Here is a 20,505-nt window from a genome sequence, read left to right on the forward strand (position 1 = left end):
TTATGGATATCAAAATTTTAATTGCTGCACACAAAAAATATTGGATGCCCAAAGACTCAATTTATTTGCCGTTGAACGTTGGGGCAGAGGGGAAGGCGGAGTTAGGGTATACCGGAGATAATACGGGCGACCATATATCTTCTAAAAATAAAAACTTCTGTGAACTGACCGGTCTTTATTGGGCCTGGAAAAATCTCGACGCTGATTACGTTGGTCTCGTCCACTATCGCCGCTATTTTACGAGAAAAGAAGTCTACAATATTGAAAAGAAAAAATCCCAAATCCTTACGAAAGAGGAGTGGGAAAACTTGTTGTCCCGCTATCCCGTTATCGTCCCCGATAAACGCAAATACTACATCGAGAGCAATCGGTCTCATTATAACCATGCCCATCATCCTGAGGGCCTCAATATAACGGAGCAGATTCTTATCGAAAAGTATCCTGAATATCTTCCGGCTTTCAATAAAGTTATGAACCGCACCTGGGCTCATATGTTCAATATGTTTGTCATGAGACGGGATCTTTTTAACGACTATATGGCATGGATGTTTGATGTTCTTTTTGAACTTGAAAAACGAGTCGATATAACGGGCTGGGATCCTTATGAGGCTCGTATCTATGGATTTGTCAGTGAACTGATGCTCGACGTATGGCTTGAAAAGAACCACGCTATCTATCATGAACAGAATGTTTCCTTTATGGAAAAGCAGAACTGGTTAAAAAAGGGTGGAGCATTTTTAAAACGAAAACTACTGGGGAGAAGCGTAAAATGAATTCTTGTGCACCACCGTATTTTACTATCATTACTCCGGTGTATAATGCTGCCCCTTTTCTCGAAAATACAGTACAGTGTATTTTGCGGCAATCATTTTCTGATTTTGAACTGATTTTAATTGATGATCAGTCCCAGGATAATAGTTGGGACCTTTGTCAGAAATTCTCAGCATTAGATTCTCGTGTCAAATGTTTTCGGACCCCGCAAAATGGGGGAGCATCTGCTGCACGGAATGTAGGACTTTCACATGTTAACGGACAGTTCCTTATTTTTATTGATGCTGATGATGAAGTTCCCCAAGACTATTTGAAAAAACTCCATGGTTACTCCGAAGATTATGATTGTGATTGTATCAAGTTTGGTCTCAAAGAAATATATTTTAATGGTAAGGGCAAATTGATTCGTACTTGCGATTGTTATATTCAATCTGGGCTATATAAAACTAAAATCGATATTTTTAGGCAAATGGTAAGCCTTGAACTTATACCAGCATTCGGCTATTTATGGAATAGTATATATAAAGTAAGCTTGATTAAAGAACATCATTTACTTTTGAATTCAGCGTTAAAAATAAATGAAGACTTCGAATTTAATATTCGCTATTTTCAGTACGTACGATCTTTATGTTGTGTTAATTATTGTGGTTATTCATATGCAAAACGAGTCGATGGAAATAGCCTTAGTACCGCTCATAATGAACGGTATTACGAACTTCATATGATGAAAATTAATCAATTCTTGGCAATATATGATTCCTTGCATATGACCGATCAACAAACGCTGTCTTCAATCTTTTGGATGTATACCAGATTTATTTACAGCACGATCCAACGTGCTATGGAGGATAAACAAAATTTGAATTCTCTCCTGTTTGAGATTAAACGTTCTGATTTATACATGAGATTTATGAAAGTTGCTCTTGTCGGCCTGCCTCGCAAGGCACGTATGATGATTCACATTCTCAGAAATCTGCCAACGCCTATTCTCTTAGCCGCAGTAGTTTGCATAAGTACTGTTAAACAAAAATACCCTGGATTTTTTTCAATGATAAAGAGGTGAGACGTAAATGCCCCCGATACGGGTTCTTCAAATTGGAATGACAAAAAATATTGGTGGATTAGAAACATATCTCATGCAGCAGTTTCGCCATTTGGATAAATCCAAAGTCGTTTATGATTTTGTAAATATTACAGGCGAATATGATATTGTCTTTCGTACTGAAATAGAAAGCGCTGGAAGTAGAATTTTTGAAGTTAAGTCTCGGCATTCTAATCCAATTCGTCATTATTGGCAATGGATTAAGCTCCTCTATCAAATTTCCCCTGATTATAAAGCGATTGTTCTTAATTCGAATAGCATAATATATGTATTTCCGTTAGTTGCCGCAAGATTTTTTGGAATTCCTATGCGCGTAATTCATTCGCACAATTCAGGTTTTGAACAATCAATTGGGATATTACGAAGCTTTTTAATTAAATTAAATCAAATTTTATTAAAGTGGTCCGCTACTCATTATTTTGCTTGTTCTCAACTTGCGGGAAAGTGGATGTTTGGTAGTCATTCACATTTTACAGTAATACCTAATGCAATTGACTTATCAAGTCTTACGTACGACTCTGAAATTCGCACCAAAACACGTAAAAGCTTAAATTTAAATAATGCGTTTGTTGTAGGTCATATTGGAAGATTTACCTTCCAGAAGAACCATGAGTTTCTGATTCAAATTTTTTCAGAAATATATCATAAGAAAAGTAATGCAGTATTGTTGCTTATTGGCGATTCGGTAGATGATTATACGTACCTAAATCGTGCACGAGAACTTGTAAAAAACTTGAGCCTTGAAAATGTCGTTTATTTTTTAGGGATGAGAAATGATGTACCCCAGTTAATGCAAGCGATGGATGTTTTCCTTTTGCCTTCTCATTTTGAAGGATTGCCAGTAGTTGGAATTGAAGCTCAAGCAGCGGGTTTGCCTTCTTTTTTTTCTAATACAATTACTAAAGAAGTCGGAGTGACTAATCTGGCTCATTTTATTTCTTTAGAAGAGGAACCGAAAAAGTGGGCTGACATTGTTGTGAATTTTTCTAATATTGATAGACAAAGCAGGTTATCAGATTTGCAAAATGCCGGTTATGATATTAATAGTACAATTAAAAAAATTGAAGAATTATATCTTCATAACTAATATTTAAGCTTGATTTATAATATGAGGCGTTTATGCACAATAAAATTAAGCTAAATTGCAATAACAAGTTGGACACTTTTCCTAACTCTGCTTAAGCCGCACCTAGACTATAAATTTTATCTAGTTCCTCTGAAAATATTTCCTCTGAACTATGGCAGCCGAGAATCTTGCGAGGAAGGCTGTTGCGCCACAGCTCAATTTCTAAGACGTCTTCTGCTGTGTAGGAGTCAATCCGCTTCCCTTTAGGGATGAAACGTCGGATAAGCCCGTTGAGGCACTCTACGGAGCCTTTATCGCACGAGGTGTAGGAATGCGCATAGTATAGAGGGTCTCTGCAGCTTTTTCGAGGTTTGAAAGGCCTGCAAACTCTGAACCATTGTCCGCCGTAATTGTTTTGAAGACCGCTCCGAAGTGTTCGCTGTATTCATCCAAGAGCGTTTCGAAGGCAGCCATAACGCTTTTAGCGGATTTGTCTGGCAGCTTAACAATCATGAACTCCCTGGTCTTACGCTCCAAAAGAGTAAGAAGGGCCTCATCTTGGCCGGACTTTGCGCCAATAACAAGATCACATTTCCAATGGCCGAATTCCTTTCGTTCCTCGACTTCTTTAGGCCTTTCTTCAATACTCCGGCCAAGTTTTCACTTGTTCAGACGAAGCAGATGTTTCTTCGTTTTTCTGCGCAGTTTCATGGGCAGATTGTGGTTCCTGATATTAAAGAGCCCCATGCCGACATAGTTGTACAGCGTCTTTGTGCAAACCACTTGATTCCGGGTAAAGTCTCCCGCTATGAGAGCGTTGCCCACGCAGACATCAAGGGACCACCCTGTGGAAAAGAACTTCTTTTCCACAGGATCGATGAAGGCCTTCTTATCTAGGTAGCTGTAATGATGGCAGGAGGCCTTTCTGTTCTCTTCATAGACCACCTTCTGCCCCCCGGAGGCTTTATACTGTCTTTTGGTGCCGTTATAAAGCAGTGTGGATCCGCGCTTGGTTTCATTGGATATGGCAATTGGAGAAAAAGTAAACTCTCTGGCAATGGCTCTTAAGGAATACCCATCTTTCAGGCGAATTTGGATGAGCATCCGATCCTCGTACGAAAGATGTTTTCCCTTTTTGTGCCCATTTGTGGTAGAATATGCGATGCCCATAGTGTCATTCTTCCTGGGATTTGGTCTGGTAACTATATTCTAACAGAGGATGCTTCATTATTGGCCTTTTTATATTTCCAAAATGGACCCTTTAGGGGTGTCCAACTTCTTTTTACAATTAGCCTGAATATTCTATCGAAAAAATATTAAATTTCTTATGATTGCATGTTTTCCTGTCTAAAGTTAATATGTAGGTCAATGATGCATTATAACTAATAAATTAATGATCATAGCGCATTAAAACTGCTTGATGCACTTTAATCCTGTGTTCTTATAAAAATACCCATAATGAAAGGAAAAAATGATGATTCTTTGATAAACATCATGGTACTAAAAATTGAAATTCAGTGAAATCTCAATTAAAAATTTCCGTAACTTTGAAAATATTACTATAAAATTAGACAATAAAAATGTCTTTTTTGGAATGAATGATGTAGGAAAAACAAATTTTCTTTATGCATTGAGATATGTATTTGATAGGGATGTCAGAAAGCAAGAATTCATTGAAACTGATTTTTATAAAAAGAATACAGATGTCCCTATTGAGATTATTGTACAAATAGATATTAGTGATATAACGGATCCTGATAGTGAAAAAATACGTGCAAAAGTAAAAGGCGCATTGTTGAGTGATCAGGATATAGTATATATTAAGCTGTTTGCTGAATATAATGCCGCCGAAATGCAAGGAACTCCTTTGCTTTATTGGGGCGGTAATTTGGATGATCTTCAAGAAATACCTCTTAAAGGATATACTTCTGAAATCGATAATGTTTTTAATGTGGTATATATTGATGCATATGTAAATTTATACAATCTTTTTAGAAAAAATACTGCTATTCTTCTTAAAAATGATGATATTGATGATGAAACTTCAGTAAAAGATATTGAAAAATTGGTAAATAAATTAAATGATAAAATATCATCATTATCTGGAATTAAAAATTTTGAAAAACTAGTAAATCCAAAATATAATAATTTTAGGAATGATGAAATTGAGATTTCAGTTAAATCAGAACTTGCTGTTAATGGTATATATTCAAATGTTGTTCCTTACATAAAGGAAAAAGGGAGTGAAGATCTTTATCCGACATCTGGAGAGGGACGTAAAAAATTACTGGTATATTCAATATACGATATCTTAGCAAAACAAAAAGAAGAAAAGAAAATAAATCTATTTCTTATAGAAGAACCTGAAAACCATCTGCATCGATCCATGCAGATGGCATTGTCGCACAGGATTTTTGTAGAAAGTAAATACAAGTACGTTTTTCTAACCACACATTCTTCATATGTTTTAATGGATATGGATAACGTGAATCTTGTAAGAGTTTATAATGAAACAAAAATAAATTCCGCAAGCTCCTTTTATACTGTTCCTCAAGAATTTAAAACATTAAAAAAACAGTTAAATAAAGGTCTTATTGAGGCGATTTTTGCTGATCGAGTATTATTGGTCGAAGGTCCATCAGAAGAGATACTTTTTGACAAAGTTTTATCGACTCTAAAACCGTTTTATCAGGTTAATGGTATATTTATTTTGGTTACAAATGGTATTGATTTTAAACCTTACATCAGCGTTTTAGCTAAACTTAACATACCTTACTTTATTAAAACAGATAATGATTTGCGGACCACAGGACAGGATTCAAGTTATAGCCCGATTGGCTTTTTTAGACTTAATCATATACTTGAACAAGATCTCTTACCGACAGATGCTGTTGATGGAAATGAGATTGAAGTTAAACGAAGATTATATGACTTGAATAAAAAAGTGCTTGACGAGATTAGAACTGAAAAACATATATATTTATCCAAGGTTAGTTTGGAAGAGGACTTGGATGAAGTTTTGCATGATAAACTAATTGTTTATTTACCAAATGCGAATGGTGATGTTATTTCTTATCTAAAAAAACATAAAAAATATAATATGATTGAACTTGTCAATAAACTAAGTCCTGAAGACTGTAATAAAATATTTAAACACTACAATTTCGCATGCCTGGAGGAAATTTGCAAATGAGTATTTCAAAGGTTCAACAAGAGATTATAGATACTCCTGGCAATATGGTTGTTAGGGCTAGTGCGGGTACAGGGAAGACTCACACAATGGTCGCTAAGATTGCAGAGGACCTCAAGCGTAATCATACACATAAAATTATTGCAGCCATTACTTTTACAGTTAAAGCCGCAAAAGAAATAAAAGACAGGCTTAAAAGTGAAGTGAAAGACAATTTTATAGGAACGAATAATAGTTTTGCAATTGAAGAAGTAATAAAGCCCTTTGCGAAGGACGTATTTGGGAGTGGATTCAAGGAAAATATAAGTACAGATTATTCTATAAGAGGAGAAGACTTTGATGAATGCCTTTCTTACTTAAAAAATCAACAAACAATATGCTCGTATACTGATAACAAGAAAAATTTCGTGTTTGAATTGGCTTTAGAAATAATAAAAAATTCTAAGGCGTGCAGGCTTTTTTTAAAGGCTAAGTATTTTAAAATTTATATTGACGAATATCAAGATTGTGACTATGCGATGCATCAATTTTTTTATGTACTTATGCAAACAATTAGATATTCATTTATTTGTGGTAGGTGATGAGAAACAATCTATTTATATATGGCGGGGAGCTTATCCTCAGGCATTTAGAAGTATTCTGGATATGCCAAATTTTAGTAAGAACAAATTGAGGGAAAATTATCGTTCTTGTCGTCAAATACAAAATTACTCTAATTTGTTAAATGAAGACACTCAAAGCCTTTATAGCCCTGAACTTGACAATTCAGCAATCATATTATTAAAAACTACTTCAAAAAAGTGGGCTAATCAGGTATATTCGCTGCTCAATAATGAAAAAAGTTGTGCATTGTTAAGATTTAAGAACGATGACGCGAAAACAGGGGCAAAAGAATTAGAACAGGCTGGAACTCATTTTACTTATGTACCTAAAACACCAATTTCAGAAATTACAACAGATGTAGCTTGGCTATACAATGCAATTGCACAGTATTTTATTCTAAAAAAATATTCTGTCTATGACTTGATGAATGAAATTCCTGAAGAGTCAATAGGGGATAGACTCGTTACTAACTATCTTACTAGAATGCTCAAGTCTATTGAATATGCCTTAAAAAATGAAAATGATGAAGATGTTATTAGAGAAGTAATTGAAATCGCAAAACATTTTGGCTATACTACAACGTCAGAAAAACATATCAGAGACATGATAAAAACAATAAGGGAAGAAGAGTATCATGCAGCTTTTTATATGGATAAACTGCAAAATATTTCTATAACATTTCATTCATCAAAAGGATTGGAATTTGACCAGGTAATTATATTTGCTGGTGACTATGGATTAGAAAAAGAAGATGACATTTACAACCACTATGTTGCAGTAACACGTGCTAAATCAAAACTCATAATTGTTAATATTACAGATTATAATGCGTGGCGTAGTGACAGATTTAGAAATAATTTAACTGCAATATTTCAAAGATCAGGTGTGTTACCACAGGATTTAATGACAGTAATAGAGATGTAAGCTCTACATTAGTTTAATTATTATTTTTTTTGCAGTGCTATCTTATTTATTTTATTAAAGGAATAATTTATCTAATCAGCCACAGCTCCAATGCAGCTCCAATAATTATTGCAGGTTCCAGCATGCGGAGAAATTAATTTCCCATATGATCCAGTAATCCTTCAAGGATAAGCGACTTCCCCTATATGGCGATGGCAGCAATGTACGTGATTGGCTTTACGTTGATGATCATTGCCGGGCTATCGATATGATTCTCCAGCATGGACGGGTAGGAGAAATCTATAACGTTGGGGCAGGGGAGGAACGCAGCAACCTCGAAATTGTTCATCTTATTTGTCGAACCTTGAATAAGCCAGAGAGTTTGATTCAGTTTGTGGAAGATAGGAAAGGGCACGATGTGCGCTATTTCCTGGATATTTCTAAGATCCGTAATGAATTGGGATGGAGTCCGGAGACAGCATTTGATGTGGGGATGGCAAAGACGATTCAGTGGTATGAGGAAGAGTATGGAGAAAATGCCCTTTAGATTATAAAGATAGATTGTGTCAATAATCTTTCGCAAATTCATTTTCAACCGTCGGTGTACAGGGTTAACTGGCAGTGAACTGGTCATCTGCCTGGCATTGAAATTCAAGTTCAAACAGATGGTCCATATTCAGGTATCTCTTGGATCCCCAGTCTGTTGATGCTACATGGCGCAACCGGGCACAGACCAGCATCAGAGCGCTCTGGCCATCTGGAAAAGCTCCAATCGCCCTTGTACGGCGCTTGATTTCCCGATTGACTGTTCTGTGGTATTGTTGGTTCGGATTCGATTCCAGTGTTCGCTAGGATAGTCCATATATGTTAAGGTTTCTTCGATGCCTTCTTCCACTTCCGCAGTTAGCTTCAATTCCCGAAGCTTCTCAGCAACCAGTGCAGCCTTTTCACGGGCTGCGGCTTTACTTTCCTGAGAATGGATTGTCTTCAACATCATAGAGACTGTACGCATCTTTGTGCTGGGCGTGACGGTAAATACATTTCTGTAGAAGTGTACAGTACAGCGCTGAAATCGCGCATCAGGGAAGACCTCAGGAATGCTTTCTAGCATGCCAAGGCACTTATCTCCAATGATGAGGCGAATGCCTTTAAGGCCTCTTTCCTTGAGCCAGACGAAGAAGTCCTTCCCGCTTTCACGGTCTTCTTTCATGCCCTCGGCGGTACCCAGGATCTCTCGATAACCTTCATGATTCACGCCAATGGCTACGAGAATAGAAACGTTTTGAATCTTACCGCCCCAGCTTCGCTTTAGCTATACACCGTCAACGTAGACGTAGAGGTACTCCTCGAGAACGCCATTCTTCGATGTGTTCATAGGCTTTCTTGTTGAGACTACTGATGGTTCCCGGAGACACCTTGGTTCCCCAAAGAGCTTCTGTGATGTCCTCTACTCGGCGAACGGAAACACCGGCTAAGTACATCTCGATCAATGCCTCTTCAACGGAGCATTCACGACGCTTGTAACGCTCTATGATGGCAGTTTGGAACTGAATGCCCTTGAGCTTGGGAACCCTGAGAGTCACATCACCTAAAGTGGTTGAGAAGTTCCTCTCATAATGACCAGAGCGGTAGCCCTTTCGGTCACCGGAACGCTCATACTTTTCTGTGTTGACGAGTTCATCAGCCTCATGATCGAGCAGAGCATTAAGGGTCTCTTCGACGCTACTGTGTGCTAGATCTTTGAGATTGTTCTTTATGAGATCCTCATTGAGTTGTATAATGTTATCAGACATAGCTATAGCCTCCTCGGTGGGTTTTGTGTGGTAACTTAATTTTACCGACGGCAATGGACTATGTCTATTTTTATATGAAATTGAATTTGCGAAACATATTATACGTTATCGAAGGTTATACCCTGCAGGATGGTACAAAACTGATGTTAAGTGAAAAAGATCAGATGTGGCTAGGATTAAACGATACGTTTTCGTTTAAGTAAAATTCGTTTTCCCATAACCAAGAAACATCAGGAAGGGAAGAACAATAAGCTAATTCAGTTCATATCTATCAAAAGAGAAATGAATAACCGCTAACTGTGAAAAACAATGGGAAAGGGGTTAGCTCGCTTTAGGATGAATCCTTAATTCAGCACTCAACTCCAATGCAAGAGCTTTGGCATTAGAAATTCGAATGAGCTGTGAAACTTCAAATTTAAAAATAATGTTCTATTATGTTGGTGGGTTTCTTTATTTCTTTATGTTGGGTGCAATTTATGAAGGCGCAATAGGCAGGTCTCAATTCCTTTAATTAGCTAGGGATTCAGGCTTATAAGAAGATACTTCATGAATCGGTGACAGAATTTATTACAGAAAGTCAAGAAATCTGGTTGTAATTTTAATGTATGGGTGTTAGAGGTAGACCAGCTATGAAATTTTTTGAATCATTTTTTAATAAAGAGCGGTGCGCTTCTACTGTAGTAGTGACAATGGGGATAACTGCGACGATTATTTTCTTATTGTACATCCATTTGGGCTTAGCACCATTTGGTCTTGCTTCATTGGCTGTAAGTGATGCAAGAATTCAATACTTGGATTTTTTCTCATTCTATAAAAGGGTTTTATCTGGAAATGAATCTGTTATCTATTCTTTTTCTAAAGGCCTAGGGAGCAGTACTTGGGCAGTCGCAGCATACTATTTATTTTCACCATTTAATTTTCTTGCAGTGTTTTTTGAACAGCAAGATTTACATGCTTTTTATGATATTTTAGTTTGCATTAAACTAATTTTATGCAGTGGAGCAATGGCTTACTATATAGAACGTCGATTCAAGGGATCCTTATCATCCTTAGCCGTTATATTACTGTCCTGTAGTTATGGTTTGATGCAGTATAATTTAGAGCAAGCTAAAAACGTCATGTGGTTAGATCCCCTCTGTGTCCTTCCATTTTTATTGTGGGAAGGACACAGACTTATTGAGGGAAGAGGGATGGCTCGTTTTTCTGTATGGGCAGCTGTTGCACTTCTATCTAATTGGTATATGGGATTTATTGTCTTGCTTTTTACAGGCATATGGCTGACTTGGGAGTATGTTTTTGAAAAGGCTGAAGGGAAGTTAATTGATAGGAATGTATTAATTTTTGTAGGGAGACTTGGGGCGGCAATTTGTCTTGGCGTAGGATTGGCTGGATTTGTTCTTGTTCCTGCATTTACTATCATGGCAACCGGTCGGGGCAGTATTGATTGGAATAGTCTGAGCCTGAGTTATAGTGGAAGCCGGATCCATTTTATTCAAGGTTTCCAAGCAGGAGCTATTAGCGGGAATAAAAAAGTTACATTATTTGTTGGATCTTATGCGTTAGTTGGAGCCCTGATTTTTTATCTGGATTCAAACTTTGGAAAGACAAGGCGGATATGGATTCTTTATTGGCTGCCTTTTTCTTTGCTTGTTTTTTATTGGGCTCCATTTTACTTTTTGTTTTCTCTTTTAAAATCGGCAACAAGTTATTGGTATAGGTATTCCTTTATTTTTAGTATTCCTATGATTTTTTGTACAGCTTCTTATCTTTCGATGCCGAAATCTAATTTCCGAAATGATAAAAGAAATTTTGCTTTACTGCTTATTTATCCTGCAATTACGATTCTGCTGAGTGTAGTTAGACCAGGTCAAAGTCAATACTTTGTATTTTTGTCGAGTTTTATTTTTGTTGTCTTGCTAGGTTATTTTTATCTTCATGGTACCGAGTACAACAAAAAATCTCGCTTTTTTAGAATATATAAGGCCATAGTGTTTGTGCTAGTTTTAGTTGAGCTTACTTTTAATGCTGGGCATGTAATGAACACTTTTAAAAATAATGATGTCTTAGCGTATCGAGCTTATGTTCAGGACGGCGTGCAGCAAGTTCAACATATAAAGGAGAATGATAAGGAAATATACCGTCTTCACCAGACGCATCCATTTTATACACAGGCTTTGAATATTACGGCCAATTTTAATGAACCATTGGCATATGGTTATTACGGTATTTCAAGCTATACTTCAAGTCCCGACAATCGCGGATTGGCCTTCCTGAATCGAATGGGATATGCACAGTGCGGGGAAAATATGAATATTACAACAGGAAGCATTTTAAGCGCAGATTCATTGTTGGGGGTTAAGTATATTTTATCACCTGTGCAACTGGAGGGATTGAAAGAGGTCTCGTGGGGGCGCATGCTGAACGATGAACGAATTTATCAGAATCCGTATATGATGCCTCTTGCTTTTACTCTGAAATCTTCAGCAGTAGCAAAAGTCCCTTATCATAATGATCCTTTCGTGTACCAAAATCTCTTATGGAGTGAGCTCTTAGGTCATCCGGTATCTATTTATAAACGGATGGAATATCAGATCAGTTCAAGCAATGAACATACGATAATTTTTGCTTTAAAGACTCCTGCTGATGGAAGCTGCCTCCTGTATGGCAATCTTCCGACAAGTGGAAATCTTGAAGGCGAACTGCTTATTAATCATCAGATTAGGCAAGGTTATTCCCGATGGCTTGCACCATCAGTATTCAACATACCACAAAACGCTTTCCCGACAGTAGAGTTGCATACGAAACAAAAAAATAATCAAGTCATTGCAAATGCCCAATTCTATTACTTGGATCTGAAAGAATGGGAAAATATATACAAAGAAGTGGAAAACAACGCTGCTCAGATCCATGCTTTTAAAAATGGAAAAGTAGAGATGGATGTTTCTGGACAACAGGGAAAGCTCCTTTTCACGTCTGTACCTTACGATAAAGGGTGGCAAATTAAGGTGAATGGAAATAGAGTTTCGCCCAAGCTTATCGAAAATTATCTCATGGCGATTCCCTTAGCGGATGGGGATAACCATGTTGTATTGACGTATCAGTTGCCAGGATTCAAAAAGGGTATTCTAGTTACCCTTCTAAGTATTCTAATCCTTATCGGCGTATCACCGCGGCACACGCATTTATTTAATTCATGATGAAGGGACGAAATGATAATGAAGTTATCTTTGGTTGTTCCTGTTTATAATGAGGAAGAAGCTATTCCCGTGTTCTATAAAGCAATTTCTAGTTATGTTTCTTTGAATGCGTATGAGTTAGAGCTTATCTTCGTCAACGATGGAAGTAAAGATCAGACGGAAACCTTGATATATGAGCTGGCACGGAAAGATTCCCGTGTTGTTCCACTTTCTTTTACGCGAAACTTTGGAAAGGAAGCTGCCCTTATGGCAGGGTTATCATTTGCTACAGGCGACGCTGTTATTCCTATCGATGTGGATTTGCAGGACCCAATTGAGGTCATTCCAGAACTGATCGAGCGCTGGGAGATGGGCGCCGATGTCGTGCTGGCAAAAAGAATCGACCGCACGACAGATTCGTATTTAAAACGGAAAACAGCAGAATGGTTCTATAAATTCAATAATAAGATCAGTGATCTCAAGATAGAAGAGAACGTAGGTGATTTTCGACTTCTTGATAGAGCCATTGTGGATGAAATCAAAAATCTTCCAGAACGCAATCTATTTATGAAAGGAATTTTATCATGGGTTGGCGGCACCGTTGATGTCGTTCCATATAAGCGTGCGGAAAGAACTGCAGGAAAAACAAAATTCAATGGTTGGAAATTATGGAACCTAGCTCTTGAAGGGATTACGAACTTCTCGACTGTATTGCTTCATATCTGGTTCTATATCGGAATGATCATCGCTGCAGGAGCTTTGCTGTATGGCGCCTATATGATTCTCTCGAAACTTCTTTTTGGAAACCCTGTTCCTGGGTATCCGTCCCTCATTGTATCCATCTTGTTCATCGGCGGTATCCAGCTTATTGGGATGGGGCTTATGGGAGAGTACATCGGAAGAATCTATTTGGAGACGAAGAGACGGCCGAGGTATGTTTTAAAACACAGTGAGTTTATGAAGAATGGAACGCGGTCTAGAGCGCAGCAACCTTAAAATTGTTCGTCTTAGTTGTCGAAGCTTGAATAAGACAGAGAGTTTGATTCAGTTTGTGGAAGATAGGAAAGGGCACGATGTGCGCTATTCCCTGGATGTTTCCAAGATTCATAATGAATTGGGATGGGGTCCGGAGACAGCTTTTGATGTGGGGATGGCGGAGACGATTCAGTGGTATGAGGAAGAGTATGGAGAAAATTCCCTTTAGATTATAAAGATAGATTGTGTCAATAATCTTTCGCAAATTCATTTTCAGCCGTCGGTGTACAGGGTTAACTGGCAGTGAACTGGTCATCTGCCTGGCATTGAAATTCAAGTTCAAACAGATGGTCCATATTCAGGTATCTCTTGGATCCCCAGTCTGTTGATGCTACATGGCACAACCGGGCACAGACCAGCATCAGAGCGCTCTGGCCATCTGGAAAAGCTCCAATCGCCCTTGTACGGCGCTTGATTTCCCGATTGACTCGTTCCGTGGTATTATTGGTTCGGGTTCGATTCCAGTGTTCGCTAGGATAGTCCATATTTGTTAAGGTTTCTTCGATGCTTTCTTCCACTTCCGCAGTTAGCTTCAATTCCCGAAGCTCCTCAGCAACCAGTGCAGCCTTTTCACGGGCTGCGGCTTTAGTTTCCTGAGTCTAAAATTTCAAAAACTCTGAAAATCGAAATTTTGCATAAAACGTGCAAAAAATCCAATGAGATTGACAAATTAGGTTCGTGTTATATATAATTATATAAGAAGATTATTTTTGCATGTGAACTGGGAGGTGGATCATGTTACTGCAATTTACTGTAAAAAATTTCATGTCCATAAAGGATGAAGTAACTCTGAGTTTGCTGGCTAATCCGAGTGTTCATGAGCATGAAGACATCCTTATCAGTCACAAAAATGAGAAGCTTCTGCCTATTGCATCTATTTATGGAGCAAATGCGGCGGGAAAGAGCAATCTTTTTAGAGCGATTTCAACGGCTATTAAGGCCATTCGCTATTCGAATTACCGGCAAATTGATCGGCCTATCGGTGGAATCATTCCTTTTGCAATGGATCCTAAAACCGTTAAGCAACCGACTTCTTTCGATTTTATATTCATTACAAAAGGTAAAAAATACCAATATGGTTTTTCAGCTACAAATCAGGCCATTATTGATGAATACCTTTATGAATTTCGTACTTCTCGTTCTTCTAAGATATTTGAACGCAGTCAATCCAATAAGTACAGCTTTACCAAGAAGAATGAAGATGAGTTTAACTCCTATGTTTCTAAAAATTCACCGAATAAACTATTCCTTTCTACAGCCACTAGTTGGAATTGCAAACTGACAAAAGATGCTTATACGTGGTTTTCTGAGAGCATTGATGTTTTTGATTCAAACTTTATCGCCGATTATGGAATGCAAATTCTTGAAGAAGGCAATGAAGAAGGCAAAGAATTTTTACGTAAAAAATTACAAGAGGCAGATTTTAATATAGATGGATACGTCCTCAAAGTAAGAGAAACGAACTTTGAGAATCTCAATCAATCAGCAATGCCTGAGGAAGCCTATGAAGTTATGAAAAAACTTTTAAAGGATTATAAGGGCAAAGAAGTAGAATTCAACGTATCTCATTCGGTTGTCGATAAAGACGGCCATCGCTCTTCGTATAGTTTGCCTTTTCAACTTGAATCAGAGGGAACCAAAAGAATGTTCTTTTATGGAATATCTTTCTGGAAAGCACTTAAATTAGGTAAAACTATCTTCATCGATGAACTAGATAATAGTATGCATCCCCTTCTTGTGAAATTCCTATTAAAAACTTTCAATGATATAAAAACTAATCCAAATCATGCTCAACTTATTTTTTCAACCCATGATGTTAGTTTACTATCTTTAAAAGAATTTAGGCGCGATCAGATTTATTTTGTCGAAAAAGATAGAAAATCTGCGGTCAGCACATTTTATCCCCTAGATGAATTTTCACCAAGAAAAACTGAAAATGTCCAGAGAGGATATCTGCAAGGCCGTTATGGAGCTATTCCGGTTATTAACCAGGAGGACCTCCAATGGTAGCATTTATGCAGAAAAGCAGAGGAAAGCGCCTGAGAAAACGAAAGAAGATTATTTTTATTGGGGCTGAAGGAAAGAATAAAACAGAAACAAAATATTTCAATTCATTCAATCGACTTCAGGATACTTATATTGTTAAATTTGCGCGCAATAATCGTACGGATCCTAAGGGAATGGTTACTTCCATCCATAAAGAAGCATCGACGGAAGGTATTACTGGACGCAATGGCGATGAGGTGTATGTCTTGCTGGATGCTGATTCAGAGCAATATAAAAAGGAACAGATCAAAGAAGCAATTTCAATAGGCAAAAATAAAAATGTAAATGTTATCATATCAAATCCATGCTTTGAGCTATGGCTCTTATTACATTTTGAATACACGACAAAGTATTTCTCTAGCAATCGTGAATTGATAAAAGAACTAAAACGTTATATTAAAAACTACGAGAAGAATTTAGATGTCTTTACTATGCTTGAAGATAAGCAAATGGATGCTCTGAAAAATGCTAAGAAGTTGCATTCAGTTCATGCAGAGACAAGGAAACAATTAGGATATGTTCAAAATCCTGAAACTGATATTGATATCTTAGTTGATAAGTTGAAATCTTGAATAAAAATGGTAGAAATCGGTTATAACAAATACACTGGTTTCTTTGTAAAATATGAAGATGCTATATCGTAAATTCCTTTACGAAAGGATACGGGGAGATGGACTTTTATTTGACGAAGAAAATGCGGGATGCTTGTCCGAAGATTGTTGCTGTGGAATCATAAGGCGCAGCTCAAGCTGGCGCATCACATTATTGAAGTGCTTAAGAAATTTCAAGTTCGTGAAGAAATCTGTATAAGATGAAGGTTTTTGATAGCGTCACGGGTGATCATTAGCATTCTTTAATAAACGCTGTACTTGGCGATTTTCCTCCTTCTTAAAAATGAATGTGTGCTGCTTTCATTTTGAGAAGGAGTTTTTGTGGTTCTTTGTCAAATTTTGGGGTGCTAAAGTGTCTATGCACTCCTGGAGAGGACATGCACTGAAGACAGTGCGTGTCCTTTTTCGTTGCGGGTATTGATGTACAAGATCCTATTACGAAAGCGCTCAAAATTGCGCAGACCAAATGAGATCCGTTTTAACACCTTGGTTTTATTGCTGCAGCCTTCAGTAAAGCCGTTGGAGTAGATATATAAGGTCACTCCTGATCTCTGGCAAAAAGACCGTATCGTGAGGCCTGAACCGAACGTAGACATGAGTTCGGTTCAGGGCTTTTTGTAGGTTGAATTCTTTTCTTTAGTTTTGCTGAAATAGCGTGATATTTATCCGATAGGATCTTTTACCATTTCATCCATATGATTATGATTACAATGAAATTAAGAAACGATTACCTTCTTTTAAGCACTGTCCGTCTTCGTGTTTTGCCTCTGAGCTCGACTCGTAGAGTCGATCCGCCCCACCAGGGCGGGGGACCGAAACCGGGAAGTTTCCATAAGCATTTATCATTAAAATTTCCCGGTTTTGGTGGTGGATGAGGAACGGCAGTGACGTCTCCATACGAACGGCAGTGAGGCAGATTCGCCCGGAGTTTCGAAGATCGCTTTTGAAGCGGAGCGAAAGTCGAGAAACATGTGTGAGGGCGAGTTTCATTCGGACCCGTTCCCCCGTAAGGAGGCGGTTTGGGTCCGGCGTTTTCTCTTTGTTCTCTGGTCTTTTTTCGTTTACTTAGTATGTGGAAATAGGGAAAAGACTAAAATGGGACGATTTCAGTACAAGATAGGGATCATGATTTTCGATTTTTTCATTGACAGGTTTGGACTGCCTAACTATAATAAAATGCGAATGCGAACTATTTGCAAGTTAGGAGCTGAATCAATTGAGGAAATGGATCGTTTTATTTTTGATGGCATTTTGTTTTTTAGGTAGGGCAGAGGCAGCGGGACATATTGAAGGAGTCTCCTATGGTGTCAATCAGGAAGGCCAGCTGCGGGTTGTCATTGAATCGGATCAGGCACTTCCATATAAGACCAAGATTTTAGAGGGGGAGGCCCATATTTTTGTTAAGGGAACGCTGGATCCATCCATTGTCCCTATTTATCATCCTCGTGAATCCACCCATGTGAAAACGGTTCGTTTGCAAAAGACACCAAAGGGCACGCTGATTCATATTCATACGGATGAAAATCCGACGCGCGCTGATTTCAAGGTTTTTGCTTTGAAGGCTGATCCTGCTACAAAACGACCTTACCGCATCGTCATTGATGTCGCCCCTGTATTTGAGCGAGGATATCGTGTGGGAGGCGGCCTTAAGGGCAAACGCATCACCCTTGATCCTGGTCATGGCGGTTCGGACCCTGGTACCCATGGGCTTGAAAGCGGGCTCAAGGAAAAGGAAGTAACTTTGCCGCTTGCCCTGCGTGTCAAGAAGCTCCTTGAACAAAAGGGGGCGGTCGTTTATCTGACTCGGTATAGTGACCGGGATGTCTATGGCCCGACTGCAACAGATCAGCAAGAGCTCCAGGCAAGGGTGGATGTAGCTGAAAAGTCCGGATCTGACCTATTTTTGAGCATCCACTGCAATGCAAGTACGGATCGAAGCGTCGGTGGTTATTCTACGTATTACACGCCAAAGACTCCGTATGACAAGAAACTGGCAGATGCGCTTCAAAAGGAGCTCATGCAGACGGCCGATGTGACCGACCGCGGCATTTTTGATTCAAGGCTCTATGTCAACCGCAAGTCGACGATGCCAAGTGCGCTCGTAGAGTGTCTTTTTATGACAAATGCAAGGGAAGAACAAATGCTTTTGAGCGATGCGTTCCTTGATAAGATTGCAGAAGCAATCGCTAGAGGAATTGAACAGTTTGAGGGGTGAGGGGCACGCTGATCTGGAGAATCGGAGCGATTTTTGCTCCGAGTAAAAAAGGACGGGGGAGCGGAGCGCAAGTCCGAGAAACATGTGTGAGGGCGAATGAAGTTCCGCCCCCTCCCGTAGGGCGGTTTGGGGCGGTGCGTTACGGTCTTTTGCCTTCCCGTTTTTCCCCTCCCAAATCCACCATGAAGAATTTTCTTTTCCCTTCCTTTTATGATAAGATAGGGAGGGTAGAAAATTCATCCGCCGATGCGGTGGGAGAGGGACGGACACGTTGTTATGGAGAACTTGATTGTTGCTTTTTCGGCAGTTGCACCGCTGATTTTTTTTATGCTGGTTGGCTATGGGTTCCGCAAAAAGGAAAAGTTTGACGACTCGGTGATTTCCAATTTCAATAAGCTCATTTTTCAGATTCTTTTACCGGTCAATATGCTCATGAGCGTCTATCGGTCCGATATCAAGAATACGCTGGATCCGAGGATGCTTTTTTATGCCATCGGCGCACTGCTTACGGTCTATGTCATTGGTTTTGTTTCGACCTGCGCTTTTGTGAAGGAAAATCGCAAGCGAGGTGCCATGATCCAGGCCCTTTACCGCAGCAATTTCCTGCTTTTGGGGGTCCCCATTGTAGAAAATATCTATGGTACGGACCATATTGGCATGCCTCTTTTATTATCCGCGTTCATTATCCCCATCTATAATGTGCTTGCCGTTTTTACACTTGAAACGTTCCGTGGAAACCGTCATGGTTTTCACCCAGGGACGATCCTTATGGGCATCATAAAAAACCCCATGATCATTGGGGCTATTTTAGGCTTTGCCTTAAAGCTCCTGCCGCCTTTGCCACCCCTTGCGGTTAAAACGCTGCGTCAACTGGCTGCTTGTACGACGCCCGTTGCTTTGGTAGTCCTCGGGGCTTCTTTCAATTTTTCCGGAGCTGTTAAGGAAATCAAGGAAGTGGCCTTCTGTGTTGTGGGTCGTCTTCTCATTGCGCCTTTCCTCACCCTCGGCGGAGCCATCCTGATTGGAATTAGGGGCATCCCGCTGGCGTCCATTATGGCCATGACCATTACTCCTTGTGCTGTGGCTTCCTTTGCTATGGCCCAACAGATGGACAGTGATGGGGAACTTGCAGGCAACGCCCTTGTCTTTACGACGATCTTTTCGGCACTGACCATGTTCCTTTGGGTTTATGTATTGAAAGAAATCGGGGTTTTGTAATAAAATAAAAGCATCACGATTAATTGGAGTGAATATTATGGAAAGTAAAGGAAAACTTGTTCCTAAGAACGAACGGATCCTGCGGGCTGCAGAAGCCGTTTTTTCGAAAAAAGGATACCGCCAAGCAACGCTCGATGAAATCGTAAAAATCGCCGATACGGGAAAGGGAACCGTTTACAAATATTTCAATAAATAAGGAAAATCTTTTTTATACGCTTATCCATATGAAAAATGAAGTGCTTCTTGATGCCCTTCGTCACAGTGTGTATGAGTATACTACGTTTGAAGACCGCTTTCGTCATTATTTTCGGGCCTTGACCTTGTTCCTTGATAAAAACATTGTGCTCTGGTCCGTTCTCCTTCTTGAAATCATGTCCCCCCAGGCTGGCTGGCAGCTGATCTGGAATGATGAGAAAGAGGATTATGATGTTGTGACCCGTTGGGGCAAGGACCCTTCTTTGGCTGAGATCGAGACCCAGCGCCGGTATTTTGATATCATCCGCAGTGAAGTGGAACAGTTGCGGAGAATCTTTCAGCGCGGTGTCGATGACAAGTTTCTGAAACCGGTGGGGGACATGAAACGCATGTCCGGCAATATTTATTTTTCCTACACCATGACTATTTTGCAGGGCTTTATCACGCCAACCAACATGGATGAAGCGATCGAGCTTTTCCTCGATCGTTTCCTTCATGGCCATTGCAACCAAAAGGGGTAGCATGTGGTGTACGAATGAAACAACAGAGGAGGCTTTCCTTCGGGACGGCCTCTTTTTTGT

General features: G+C 39.2%; 14 protein-coding genes and 6 pseudogenes. 16 read left to right on the forward strand and 4 right to left on the reverse strand.

The window, feature by feature from the left end; genetic code table 11:
- The first annotated feature begins 2 nt into the window (after positions 1-2).
- From HMPREF1246_RS04410 to HMPREF1246_RS04420, 3 genes are read left to right on the forward strand one after another with little or no spacing between them, the layout of a single operon-like run.
- Positions 3-773 (forward strand): DUF4422 domain-containing protein, encoded by a 771-nt coding sequence (locus tag HMPREF1246_RS04410; protein ID WP_035224339.1) that lies wholly within the window; start codon positions 3-5, stop codon positions 771-773.
- The gene (locus HMPREF1246_RS04415; protein ID WP_021736815.1) at positions 770-1,834 is read left to right on the forward strand and encodes a glycosyltransferase family 2 protein; all 1,065 of its coding nucleotides are present in this window, start codon (positions 770-772) and stop codon (positions 1,832-1,834) included. Before HMPREF1246_RS04410 ends, HMPREF1246_RS04415 begins: the two co-directional genes overlap by 4 nt.
- A gap of 37 nt (positions 1,835-1,871) precedes the next feature.
- Positions 1,872-2,960 (forward strand): glycosyltransferase, encoded by a 1,089-nt coding sequence (locus tag HMPREF1246_RS04420; RefSeq protein WP_231368226.1) that lies wholly within the window; start codon positions 1,872-1,874, stop codon positions 2,958-2,960.
- Between the two features lie 91 nt (positions 2,961-3,051).
- Here the strand turns inward: HMPREF1246_RS04420 and HMPREF1246_RS04425 are convergent.
- Positions 3,052-4,109: pseudogene (locus HMPREF1246_RS04425) on the reverse strand (IS30 family transposase).
- A gap of 337 nt (positions 4,110-4,446) precedes the next feature.
- Here HMPREF1246_RS04425 and HMPREF1246_RS04430 point away from each other — a divergent pair.
- The 4 genes and pseudogenes from HMPREF1246_RS04430 to HMPREF1246_RS10410 all read left to right on the forward strand — a co-directional run.
- Entirely contained in the window at positions 4,447-6,132 is a 1,686-nt protein-coding gene (locus tag HMPREF1246_RS04430; RefSeq protein ID WP_021736807.1) for an ATP-dependent endonuclease, read from the forward strand.
- Positions 6,129-6,710: a UvrD-helicase domain-containing protein gene (locus tag HMPREF1246_RS10570; protein WP_051296782.1), complete on the forward strand. Its 582-nt coding sequence runs from the start codon at positions 6,129-6,131 to the stop codon at positions 6,708-6,710. Before HMPREF1246_RS04430 ends, HMPREF1246_RS10570 begins: the two co-directional genes overlap by 4 nt.
- Positions 6,664-7,656: a 3'-5' exonuclease gene (locus HMPREF1246_RS10575; protein WP_196800421.1), complete on the forward strand. Its 993-nt coding sequence runs from the start codon at positions 6,664-6,666 to the stop codon at positions 7,654-7,656. Before HMPREF1246_RS10570 ends, HMPREF1246_RS10575 begins: the two co-directional genes overlap by 47 nt.
- Positions 7,657-7,753: 97 nt before the next feature.
- A pseudogene (locus HMPREF1246_RS10410) lies at positions 7,754-8,182 on the forward strand (GDP-mannose 4,6-dehydratase); the annotation flags it as partial.
- A gap of 64 nt (positions 8,183-8,246) precedes the next feature.
- Here HMPREF1246_RS10410 and HMPREF1246_RS04445 read toward each other — a convergent pair.
- Positions 8,247-9,428: pseudogene (locus tag HMPREF1246_RS04445) on the reverse strand (IS256 family transposase).
- Between the two features lie 110 nt (positions 9,429-9,538).
- Here HMPREF1246_RS04445 and HMPREF1246_RS11080 point away from each other — a divergent pair.
- The 4 genes and pseudogenes from HMPREF1246_RS11080 to HMPREF1246_RS11085 form a co-directional block, all read left to right on the forward strand.
- A pseudogene (locus tag HMPREF1246_RS11080) lies at positions 9,539-9,631 on the forward strand (dTDP-4-dehydrorhamnose 3,5-epimerase); the annotation flags it as partial.
- A 426-nt stretch (positions 9,632-10,057) separates the two neighbouring features.
- Positions 10,058-12,625, forward strand: a complete 2,568-nt coding sequence (locus HMPREF1246_RS04450) for a YfhO family protein (RefSeq protein ID WP_021736828.1) — start codon at positions 10,058-10,060, stop codon at positions 12,623-12,625.
- A gap of 18 nt (positions 12,626-12,643) precedes the next feature.
- Positions 12,644-13,600, forward strand: a complete 957-nt coding sequence (locus HMPREF1246_RS04455; RefSeq protein ID WP_035224341.1) for a glycosyltransferase family 2 protein — start codon at positions 12,644-12,646, stop codon at positions 13,598-13,600.
- 55 nt (positions 13,601-13,655) lie between these two features.
- Positions 13,656-13,808, forward strand: coding sequence for a hypothetical protein (locus tag HMPREF1246_RS11085; RefSeq protein ID WP_231368227.1), 153 nt, complete (start codon positions 13,656-13,658; stop codon positions 13,806-13,808).
- A gap of 64 nt (positions 13,809-13,872) precedes the next feature.
- On the opposite strand, the pseudogene HMPREF1246_RS04460 reads toward HMPREF1246_RS11085, so the two are convergent.
- A pseudogene (locus tag HMPREF1246_RS04460) lies at positions 13,873-14,235 on the reverse strand (transposase); the annotation flags it as partial.
- Positions 14,236-14,374: 139 nt separating this feature from the next.
- Here HMPREF1246_RS04460 and HMPREF1246_RS04465 point away from each other — a divergent pair.
- A complete protein-coding gene (locus HMPREF1246_RS04465) occupies positions 14,375-15,649 on the forward strand; it encodes an ATP/GTP-binding protein (RefSeq protein ID WP_021736811.1) in 1,275 nt (424 codons plus the stop codon).
- Entirely contained in the window at positions 15,643-16,257 is a 615-nt protein-coding gene (locus HMPREF1246_RS04470) for an RloB family protein (RefSeq protein WP_021736804.1), read from the forward strand. The genes HMPREF1246_RS04465 and HMPREF1246_RS04470 overlap by 7 nt, the downstream gene beginning before the upstream one ends.
- Positions 16,258-16,652: 395 nt before the next feature.
- Here the strand turns inward: HMPREF1246_RS04470 and HMPREF1246_RS10255 are convergent, their stop codons facing one another.
- Positions 16,653-16,892, reverse strand: a complete 240-nt coding sequence (locus tag HMPREF1246_RS10255) for a transposase (protein WP_369794615.1) — start codon at positions 16,890-16,892, stop codon at positions 16,653-16,655.
- Positions 16,893-17,539: 647 nt separating this feature from the next.
- Between HMPREF1246_RS10255 and HMPREF1246_RS04475 the strand changes: the two genes are divergently transcribed.
- The 3 genes and pseudogenes from HMPREF1246_RS04475 to HMPREF1246_RS04485 all read left to right on the forward strand — a co-directional run bounded on the left by HMPREF1246_RS04475 (position 17,540) and on the right by HMPREF1246_RS04485 (position 20,445).
- On the forward strand, positions 17,540-18,511 hold the full coding sequence (locus tag HMPREF1246_RS04475; RefSeq protein ID WP_014128405.1) for an N-acetylmuramoyl-L-alanine amidase: 972 nt from the start codon (positions 17,540-17,542) through the stop codon (positions 18,509-18,511).
- Between the two features lie 276 nt (positions 18,512-18,787).
- Positions 18,788-19,729 (forward strand): AEC family transporter, encoded by a 942-nt coding sequence (locus HMPREF1246_RS04480; protein WP_009015918.1) that lies wholly within the window; start codon positions 18,788-18,790, stop codon positions 19,727-19,729.
- Positions 19,730-19,766: 37 nt separating this feature from the next.
- Positions 19,767-20,445 (forward strand): annotated as a pseudogene (locus HMPREF1246_RS04485) (TetR/AcrR family transcriptional regulator).
- Positions 20,446-20,505 lie beyond the last annotated feature (60 nt).

Origin of the sequence: Acidaminococcus sp. BV3L6 (assembly GCF_000468835.1) — a bacterium.
GTDB lineage: Bacteria > Bacillota > Negativicutes > Acidaminococcales > Acidaminococcaceae > Acidaminococcus > Acidaminococcus intestini.

Bases quoted from the DNA above. Each gene is read 5' to 3' on its own strand.
- HMPREF1246_RS04410 (WP_035224339.1), top strand. From the start codon at position 3: ATGGATATCAAAATTTTAATTGCTGCACACAAAAAATATTGGATGCCC.
- HMPREF1246_RS04415 (WP_021736815.1), top strand. From the start codon at position 770: ATGAATTCTTGTGCACCACCGTATTTTACTATCATTACTCCGGTGTAT.
- HMPREF1246_RS04420 (WP_231368226.1), top strand. From the start codon at position 1,872: ATGACAAAAAATATTGGTGGATTAGAAACATATCTCATGCAGCAGTTT.
- HMPREF1246_RS10570 (WP_051296782.1), top strand. From the start codon at position 6,129: ATGAGTATTTCAAAGGTTCAACAAGAGATTATAGATACTCCTGGCAAT.
- HMPREF1246_RS10575 (WP_196800421.1), top strand. From the start codon at position 6,664: ATGTACTTATGCAAACAATTAGATATTCATTTATTTGTGGTAGGTGAT.
- HMPREF1246_RS04450 (WP_021736828.1), top strand. From the start codon at position 10,058: ATGAAATTTTTTGAATCATTTTTTAATAAAGAGCGGTGCGCTTCTACT.
- HMPREF1246_RS04455 (WP_035224341.1), top strand. From the start codon at position 12,644: ATGAAGTTATCTTTGGTTGTTCCTGTTTATAATGAGGAAGAAGCTATT.
- HMPREF1246_RS04465 (WP_021736811.1), top strand. From the start codon at position 14,375: ATGTTACTGCAATTTACTGTAAAAAATTTCATGTCCATAAAGGATGAA.
- HMPREF1246_RS04470 (WP_021736804.1), top strand. From the start codon at position 15,643: ATGGTAGCATTTATGCAGAAAAGCAGAGGAAAGCGCCTGAGAAAACGA.
- HMPREF1246_RS10255 (WP_369794615.1), bottom strand. From the start codon at position 16,892: ATGTCTACGTTCGGTTCAGGCCTCACGATACGGTCTTTTTGCCAGAGA.
- HMPREF1246_RS04475 (WP_014128405.1), top strand. From the start codon at position 17,540: ATGGCATTTTGTTTTTTAGGTAGGGCAGAGGCAGCGGGACATATTGAA.
- HMPREF1246_RS04480 (WP_009015918.1), top strand. From the start codon at position 18,788: ATGGAGAACTTGATTGTTGCTTTTTCGGCAGTTGCACCGCTGATTTTT.